The organism is Streptomyces sp. NPDC054847 (genome assembly GCF_053610925.1).
On record NZ_JBSGZJ010000344.1, the window covers coordinates 1 to 7,723 of the forward strand.

At 71.7% G+C, this 7,723-nt stretch carries 7 protein-coding genes; 6 read left to right on the top strand and 1 reads right to left on the bottom strand.

All coding sequences use genetic code 11. From position 1 onward, the window contains the following. Positions 1-17: 17 nt before the first annotated feature. Positions 18-2,429, bottom strand: a complete 2,412-nt coding sequence (gene lon, locus ACWGH4_RS26530) for an endopeptidase La (RefSeq protein ID WP_453465386.1) — start codon at positions 2,427-2,429, stop codon at positions 18-20. A 139-nt stretch (positions 2,430-2,568) separates the two neighbouring features. On the opposite strand from lon, the gene ACWGH4_RS26535 reads away from it, so the two are divergent. From ACWGH4_RS26535 to ACWGH4_RS26560, 6 genes are all read left to right on the top strand, one after another. Beyond that, positions 2,569-3,381, top strand: coding sequence for a nucleotidyltransferase (locus tag ACWGH4_RS26535; protein ID WP_453465388.1), 813 nt, complete (start codon positions 2,569-2,571; stop codon positions 3,379-3,381). A 111-nt stretch (positions 3,382-3,492) separates the two neighbouring features. Then, on the top strand, positions 3,493-4,134 hold the full coding sequence (locus ACWGH4_RS26540; protein ID WP_402245409.1) for a GNAT family N-acetyltransferase: 642 nt from the start codon (positions 3,493-3,495) through the stop codon (positions 4,132-4,134). Between the two features lie 156 nt (positions 4,135-4,290). Further along, positions 4,291-4,986 carry a spermidine synthase gene (locus ACWGH4_RS26545; protein ID WP_453465391.1) on the top strand — a complete coding sequence of 232 codons (696 nt, stop codon included), beginning with the start codon at positions 4,291-4,293 and terminating at the stop codon, positions 4,984-4,986. A 103-nt stretch (positions 4,987-5,089) separates the two neighbouring features. Further along, the gene (locus ACWGH4_RS26550; RefSeq protein WP_037776309.1) at positions 5,090-5,827 is read left to right on the top strand and encodes a response regulator transcription factor; all 738 of its coding nucleotides are present in this window, start codon (positions 5,090-5,092) and stop codon (positions 5,825-5,827) included. Beyond that, positions 5,824-6,930: a HAMP domain-containing sensor histidine kinase gene (locus ACWGH4_RS26555; RefSeq protein ID WP_453465393.1), complete on the top strand. Its 1,107-nt coding sequence runs from the start codon at positions 5,824-5,826 to the stop codon at positions 6,928-6,930. Before ACWGH4_RS26550 ends, ACWGH4_RS26555 begins: the two co-directional genes overlap by 4 nt. Positions 6,931-7,252: 322 nt before the next feature. Then, positions 7,253-7,723: 2-oxoglutarate dehydrogenase E1 subunit family protein (locus ACWGH4_RS26560; RefSeq protein WP_453465395.1), on the top strand; the 471-nt coding region annotated here is incomplete at its 3' end.

Here is a 7,723-nt window from a genome sequence, read left to right on the forward strand (position 1 = left end):
CCTCCGCGCCGCGCGGGTCAGGCCGCCGCGGTCACCGGCACGTCCGCCGAGGACAGTGCGATCTCGAGCACCTGCCGGACATCGGTCACCGGGTGGATCTCGAGCTTCTCGAGGATCTCCGCCGGGACGTCGTCCAGGTCGGGCTCGTTGCGCTTCGGGATCACGACCGTGGTGATGCCCGCCCGATGGGCGGCGAGCAGCTTCTGCTTCACGCCGCCGATGGGCAGCACCCGGCCGGTGAGCGAGACCTCGCCGGTCATCGCCACGTCCGTACGCACCTGGCGTCCGGAGAGCAGCGACGCGAGCGCCGTGCTCATGGTGATGCCCGCGCTCGGCCCGTCCTTGGGCACCGCGCCCGCCGGGAAGTGAATGTGCACGCCCCGGTCCTTGAGATCGGCGACCGGCAGTTCGAGCTCGGCTCCGTGCGAGCGCAGGAAGCTGAGCGCGATCTGCGCGGACTCCTTCATCACGTCGCCGAGCTGACCGGTCAGGGTCAGCCCCGCGGCACCGGTCTCCGGGTCGGCGAGCGACGCCTCCACGAACAGGACGTCGCCGCCCGCGCCGGTCACGGCCAGCCCGGTCGCCACGCCGGGCACCGCGGTGCGGCGCTCGGCCGGGTCCTGGGCGGACTCGGGCACGTGGTGGGGCCGGCCGATGAGCCCGCGCAACTCCTCGTGCGTGACGGTGAACGGCAGCTCCCGGTCCCCCAGCTCGTGCTGCGCCGCGACCTTCCGCAGCAGCCGCGCGATGGACCGCTCCAGGTTCCGGACACCGGCCTCGCGGGTGTACTCGCCCGCCAGCTTGCGCAGCGCGGAGTCGTCGAGCGTCACCTCGCCGGCCTCGAGTCCCGCCCGTTCCAGCTGGCGCGGCACGAGGTGGTCACGGGCGATGACGACCTTCTCGTCCTCCGTGTAGCCGTCCAGGCGCACCAGCTCCATACGGTCGAGCAGCGCCTCCGGGATGGCCTCGAGCACGTTGGCGGTGGCGAGGAAGACCACGTCGCTGAGGTCGAGCTCGACCTCGAGGTAGTGGTCGCGGAAGGTGTGGTTCTGCGCGGGGTCGAGAACCTCGAGCAGGGCCGCCGCGGGGTCGCCGCGGAAGTCGGAGCCGACCTTGTCGATCTCGTCGAGCAGGACGACCGGGTTCATCGAGCCGGCCTCCTTGATCGCACGCACGATCCGGCCGGGCAGCGCGCCGACGTACGTACGCCGGTGGCCGCGGATCTCGGCCTCGTCCCGTACGCCGCCGAGCGCGACGCGGACGAACTTGCGTCCCATGGCGTGCGCCACGGACTCGCCGAGGCTGGTCTTTCCGACACCGGGCGGGCCGACGAGCGCGAGCACCGCGCCCCCGCGCCGCCCGCCGACCACGCCCAGCCCCCGCTCGGCGCGCCGCTTGCGCACCGCCAGGTACTCGGTGATCCGCTCCTTCACGTCCTGCAGACCCGCGTGCTCGGCGTCCAGGACGCCCTTGGCGCCCTGGATGTCGTACGAGTCCTCCGTACGCTCGTTCCACGGCAGTTCGAGGACGGTGTCGAGCCAGGTGCGGATCCAGCTGCCCTCGGGGCTCTGGTCGGAGGCCCGCTCCAGCTTCTCGACCTCCTTGAGCGCGGCTTCCCTGACCTTCTCCGGCAGGTCGGCCGCCTCCACCCGGGCGCGGTAGTCGTCGGACTCGTCCTCGCCGTCCTGGCCGTTGAGCTCGCGCAGCTCCTTGCGCACGGCGTCCAGCTGACGGCGCAGCAGGAACTCGCGCTGCTGCTTGTCGACGCCTTCCTGGACGTCCTTGGCGATGGACTCGGCCACGTCCTGCTCGGCGAGGTGCTCGCGCAGCTGCTCGGTGGCGAGCTTCAGACGGGCGACCGGATCGCTGGTCTCCAGCAGCTCGATCTTCTGAGCCGTGGTCAGGAAGGGTGAGTAGCCGGAGTTGTCCGCGAGCTGCGAGATGCCGTCGATCTGCTGGACGCGGTCGACGACCTGCCAGGCGCCGCGCTTCTTCAGCCAGTCGGTGGCGAGTGCCTTGTACTCCTTGACGAGTTCGGTCACCGCGCCGGGCAGCGGGTCGGGCACGGTCTCCTCGACCACGGTCCCCTCCACCCACAGCGCCGCGCCGGGTCCCGTCGTGCCGGCGCCGATGCGGACGCGGCCGACGCCGCGGATCAGCGCACCGGGGTCGCCGTCGGAGAGCCGGCCGACCTGTTCGACGGTGCCGAGCACACCGGTCGCGGCGTAGGTGCCGTCGACGCGGGGAACGAGCAGCACCTTCGGCTTGTTGCCGGAGGGCCGGGCGGCAGCCTGGGCGGCCTCGACCGCGGCCCGCACCTCGGTGTCGGACAGGTCGAGCGGCACGACCATGCCGGGCAGCACGACCTCGTCGTCGAGCGGCAGGACGGGCAGTGTGAGCGGTGAGTTCGCCTTGATATCGGCAGCCATGATCTCCCCTTAGGCAGTCAAGTTGAGCTGTACCGACTCAATGGTTATGAGCCCTTGATTGTTCCCCGACAGTTGTTCGCTCTGAGCGATCGGCGAAATCCGGTGGGCGACAGGACCCGGGCGGGGCCACAGTGACCCGATGGAGAGCAAAGGGCTGAACCCTGACGGGACCATCGCACGCGAGGGTGCCCTCGACCGCATTACCCCGGCCTTCGCGCCGGTGGTGGCCGCCGCCCGCAAGGAGATCACCGGCCGCTTCGGCGACGACAGGCTGCACGGCGCCTATCTCTACGGGAGCATCCCGCGCGGCACCGCCGTCCCCGGAGTCGCCGACCTCGACCTGCTCCTGATCCTGCACGCGGAGCCCACGACCGGGGACCGGGCGGACGCCGACGCGGCGGAGGCGGTGCTCGACGGGGAGTTCGACGCGATCGACGGCGCCGGCATCCTGCTGGTCGGCGCCGATGCGGCACTCGCCGAGGCCGAGCGGTACGACCTGGGCTTCTTCATCTCCTGCCTGTGCACCCCGCTGACGGGCGAGGATCTCGCCGCCCGCCTTCCGGCCCAGTACCCGACGTCACTGCTGGCGCGCGAGACCAACGGCGACCTGACCCTCGTCCTGCCGCGCTGGCGCACCCGGCTGCGGGACGCCGCGACGGACGCCGATCGGCGCACGCTGTGCCGGAGGGCCGCACGGCGGCTCGTACGGTCGGGGTTCACGCTGGTCATGCCCCGCTGGGGCGGCTGGACCAGCGACCTGGAGGCGCAGGCGGAGCTGTTCGCCGGCCATTACCCGCAGCGGGCCGCCCAGATGCGGCTGGCCGCCGCGGCCGCCCGCCGTCCGACGCCGGACGAGGCGGTGATCCGCACGCTCGTCGAGGACCTGGGGCCTTGGCTGGCCGCGGAGTACACGGCGGCGCACGGGACCAAGGCGGACCGGCCGGCACCGTGAGCACGCGTGACCCACGTCACCCCGGAATCAGGTCGCGATCACCCACCCCCTCATTATGTAATGACCACATAAGCAGTTCACCTATTACCGACTCGCTTGAGGAGTTCCCGGATGCCGTTCCGGTCGACCGCGGAAATCGTCCACGCATGGGTCCACGGCTGGGTCGTCTCGCGCGGCGCGGCCGACCCCGTGCCCAGACCGTGGGGCTTCACGGTGGACGTCGGACAGGTCAAGCACGCCACCCGCCACGTCCTCACCGCGGACGACGAGGCAACCGTGCGCAAGGTCGCCGCGGAGGTGGCCGCGCCGACGGTCTGGCTGAAGGTCTTCGCCGATCCCGACCGCGTCCTCGAATGGGCGGGCCCCGAGTGGGCCGTCGACGAGCCCGGCTGGCTGATGTCCACCGAGCTGCGCCGCACCCCGACCACGGTGCCCGCGGGCTACACGTTGAGGACATGGACGCGCGGGGGTGTCGTGCGGGCCCTGGTCGTGGGGCCCGACGGGTCGTTCGCGGCGCGTGCCCAGATCGCCCCGACCGGGCGCACGGCCGTCGTCGACCAGGTGGAGACCGCGCCCGAGCACCGCCGCAAGGGCCTCGGCCGGCTGGTGATGCACACCCTCCACAACGCCGCCCTCGACCACGGGGCCCGCGTCGGCGTACTGGGCGGCACACCGGACGGCCGGGCGCTCTACGAGTCCCTGGGCTGGCACACCCACGCACCGCTGGTCAGCCTGTACCACCGGCCGGCCTGACCACGTCCCGCACCGGGGCGGAGGCTTCAAGAACCCGTACCGCCGCGGGCGCGCCCGCCCCCGCGGCCGCCAATCGGTTTGTCCGCCTCACATCGGCGCGGCCAAGATGGGGTCCGATCCGTGTCGTCCCGCACAGCCGCCCGGAGGTCGAGAACCATGCCGTTCCCCGCCGCAGACACCCCTGTCACCGTCGACCGACGGGAGGGATCCTGTGGCGAGATCGTGCTGCGCAGGCGGGGGTCCGGTGAAGAGTCGGTGTACGAGATCATCGCGAACGGCTGCTTCCTGATGGACACCTCCGACGGGAGGTCGGAGCGGCTGCTGGTCGACGCCGCACGCCGGGCGATCGGCACCGGGAACGTGGCGCCCCGCCTCCTCATCGGCGGCCTCGGGGTCGGCTTCTCGTTCGCCCACGCCGCCGCCGACCCGTCCTGGCGGCGGATCGCCGTGGTGGAGCGGGAGGAGGCCGTCATCGACTGGCACCGCGGCGGCCCGCTCGCCGCGATCTCCGGCGACGCCCTCGGCGACCCGCGCTGCGTGATCCTTCACACGGATCTCCTCGAGTACCTCCGCTCGACCACGGACCGTTATGACGCTCTGTGCCTGGACATCGACAACGGGCCCGACTGGACGGTCACCGAGGACAACGGTGATCTCTACTCGCCGTCCGGACTCGAGGCCTGCAAAGGCGCGTTGGACCCCGGCGGGGTGCTGGCCGTATGGTCCGCGAAGCCGTCCACCAGCTTTGAGGACGCGTTGCGGAATGCCGGGTTCACTGGGGTAAGGACCGAAGAGATCCGCCTTGCCCGGGGCGTACCGGACGTGGTCCACCTCGGCGTTCGCCCTGCGTAGCCGGGACGCCGTCGCTGCCTTTACGCTGCTGGACTACACACGGGATCTACCTTCGAACCGGATCCACATGCAGCTCGCAGAGAACGCGTACAAGGGCGGGGCGATGGAGCAGACACACACCACGCAAAACGGCGTCGCGGCCACACCCGGGGCCCAGCGCCGGGTGCTGGTGGTCGAGGACGACGCCACGATCGTCGACGCCATCGCCGCACGGCTGCGGGCGGAGGGCTTCCTGGTGCAGACGGCACTGGACGGCCCCGCCGCCGTCGACGCGGCGGACGCCTGGCAACCGGACCTGATGGTCCTCGACGTGATGCTGCCCGGCTTCGACGGGCTGGAGGTCTGCCGCCGGGTCCAGGCACAGCGGCCCGTTCCGGTGCTGATGCTCACGGCCCGTGACGACGAGACGGACATGCTCGTCGGGCTGGGCGTCGGCGCCGACGACTACATGACCAAGCCGTTCTCCATGCGGGAGCTGGCGGCCAGGGTGCACGTCCTGCTGCGCCGCGTGGAGCGGGCCGCGCTCGCCGCGGTGACACCCCGCAGCGGCATCCTGCGCCTCGGCGAGCTCGAGATCGACCACGCTCAGCGCCGGGTAAGGGTCCGGGCGGAGGACGTCCATCTGACACCCACCGAGTTCGACCTGCTGGTGTGCCTCGCGAACACGCCGCGCGCCGTCCTCTCCCGTGAGCAGCTGCTCGCCGAGGTGTGGGACTGGGCGGACGCCTCCGGGACCCGCACGGTCGACAGCCACATCAAGGCGCTGCGCCGCAAGATCGGCGCCGAGCGCATCCGCACCGTCCACGGGGTCGGCTACGCACTGGAGACGCCGGCGCCATGAAACGGCGGCCGGCGGGCGGTGGACCGGGCAGGCGGCTGAGTACCGCGTCCATCACGATATCGATCAAGACCAAGCTCAGTACGCTCGTCGTGGTCTCGGTCTTCATCACCACCGGTCTGATGCTGATGGCGTTCCACAGCAAGACCGAGGTGCGTTTCATCACGGTCTTCACGATCATCGCGACCCTGCTGATCACGCAGTTCGTGGCGCACGGCCTGACCGCCCCGCTGGACGAGATGAACACGGTCGCCAAGGGCATCTCCCACGGCGACTACACCCGCCGGGTGCGCGGCGCCGACCGGCGGGACGAGCTCGGCGACCTCGCCTCCACGATCAACCGCATGGCCGACGACCTCGAGGCCGTGGACCGGCACCGCAAGGAGCTCGTCGCCAACGTCTCGCACGAGCTGCGCACCCCCATCGCCGCGCTGCGCGCCGTGCTGGAGAACGTCGTCGACGGGGTCTCCGCCGCCGACCCGGAGACGATGCGCACGGCGCTGAAGCAGACGGAGCGCCTCGGCCGCCTGGTCGAGACACTGCTCGACCTGTCCCGGCTCGACAACGGCGTACTGCCGTTGAAGGCCCGGCGCTTCGAGGTCTGGCCGTATCTGTCCGGGGTGCTGAAGGAGGCCAACCTCGCCTCCTCGCGACGCAACCTCGCCTCCGGATCGGGCCATCACACCCGCACCGACGTCCATCTCCACCTGGACGTCTCCCCGCCGGACCTGACCGCGCACGCGGACGCCGAGCGGCTGCACCAGGTGGTGGCGAACCTCATCGACAACGCCGTGAAGCACTCGCCGCCGCACGGCCGGGTGACGGTACGGGCCCGGCGCGGCCCGCACCCCGAGTCGCTCGACCTCGAGGTGCTGGACGAGGGCCCGGGCATCCCCGAGCAGGAGCGCCACCGGGTCTTCGAGCGTTTCAACCGGGGAGGCGTCCCCTCACCGCACGGTCCGGGCAGCGACGGCGGCACGGGCCTGGGCCTGGCGATCGCGCGCTGGGCCGTCGATCTGCACGGCGGCCGCATCGGCGTGGCCGAATCCGCACACGGCTGCCGCATCCAGGTCACTCTTCCGGGGCTCAGGACGGCACGCCCTTGACGTAGGGTTCGAACCGGAAGCGCAGATTCTCCGTGTAAGTGTTCGGTACACGGGAAGCCGATGTGCACAGCTGCGGAAAGCAGCCGGTCAGCACGTCGCCGGGCAGCGTCAGGGGTGCGGGCCAGAGGCCCGTAGCCGCCGTCAGGCGTACCCCCACCCGACCGAACCATGCTTGTTTCCCGCCATTAACAGCCCCGAAACGCGCCGTTCGGTGTGACTTGCGCGACGTTGACCGGCCCGGTCTGCACCTCCCGGCCAGGGAGGCGTAGCCTTTATTTCCGCTGTCCATCACCTTGTGAAGCGGAAGAGGGCGGTTCTCGCCGTGTCGTCTCAGTCCCCCAGTAACTCGAGCATCTCGACCGACCAAGCCGGGCAGGGTCAGAACCCTGCCGCCGCCTTCGGTGCCAATGAGTGGCTCGTCGACGAGATCTACCAGCAGTACCTCCAGGACCCGAATTCGGTCGACCGTGCCTGGTGGGACTTCTTCGCCGACTACAAGCCGGGAGCGGCCGCCACGGCGGACACCCCCGCCGCCGGCGCGAAGCAGACTCAGAGCGACGCGGCCGCGGGGGCCGCGGCCGCACCCGCCCCGGCCGCCGCCGCTCCGGCCCGCCCCGCGGCCCCGGCGCAGCCCGCGCCGACCGCCCCGGCCGCCCCCGCCGCTCCGGCTCCGGCTCCGGCTCCCGCCAAGGCGGCCCCCGCGGCCGCCCCGGCGAAGCCCGCCGCCAAGCCGGCACCGGCCGCGAAGGCCGACGGCACGCAGGCCGACGGCCCCGAGTTCGTGACGCTGCGC

Bases quoted from the DNA above. Each gene is read 5' to 3' on its own strand.
- ACWGH4_RS26550 (WP_037776309.1), top strand. From the start codon at position 5,090: ATGGAGCAGACACACACCACGCAAAACGGCGTCGCGGCCACACCCGGG.
- ACWGH4_RS26555 (WP_453465393.1), top strand. From the start codon at position 5,824: ATGAAACGGCGGCCGGCGGGCGGTGGACCGGGCAGGCGGCTGAGTACC.
- lon (WP_453465386.1), bottom strand. From the start codon at position 2,429: ATGGCTGCCGATATCAAGGCGAACTCACCGCTCACACTGCCCGTCCTG.
- ACWGH4_RS26540 (WP_402245409.1), top strand. From the start codon at position 3,493: ATGCCGTTCCGGTCGACCGCGGAAATCGTCCACGCATGGGTCCACGGC.
- ACWGH4_RS26535 (WP_453465388.1), top strand. From the start codon at position 2,569: ATGGAGAGCAAAGGGCTGAACCCTGACGGGACCATCGCACGCGAGGGT.
- ACWGH4_RS26545 (WP_453465391.1), top strand. From the start codon at position 4,291: ATGCCGTTCCCCGCCGCAGACACCCCTGTCACCGTCGACCGACGGGAG.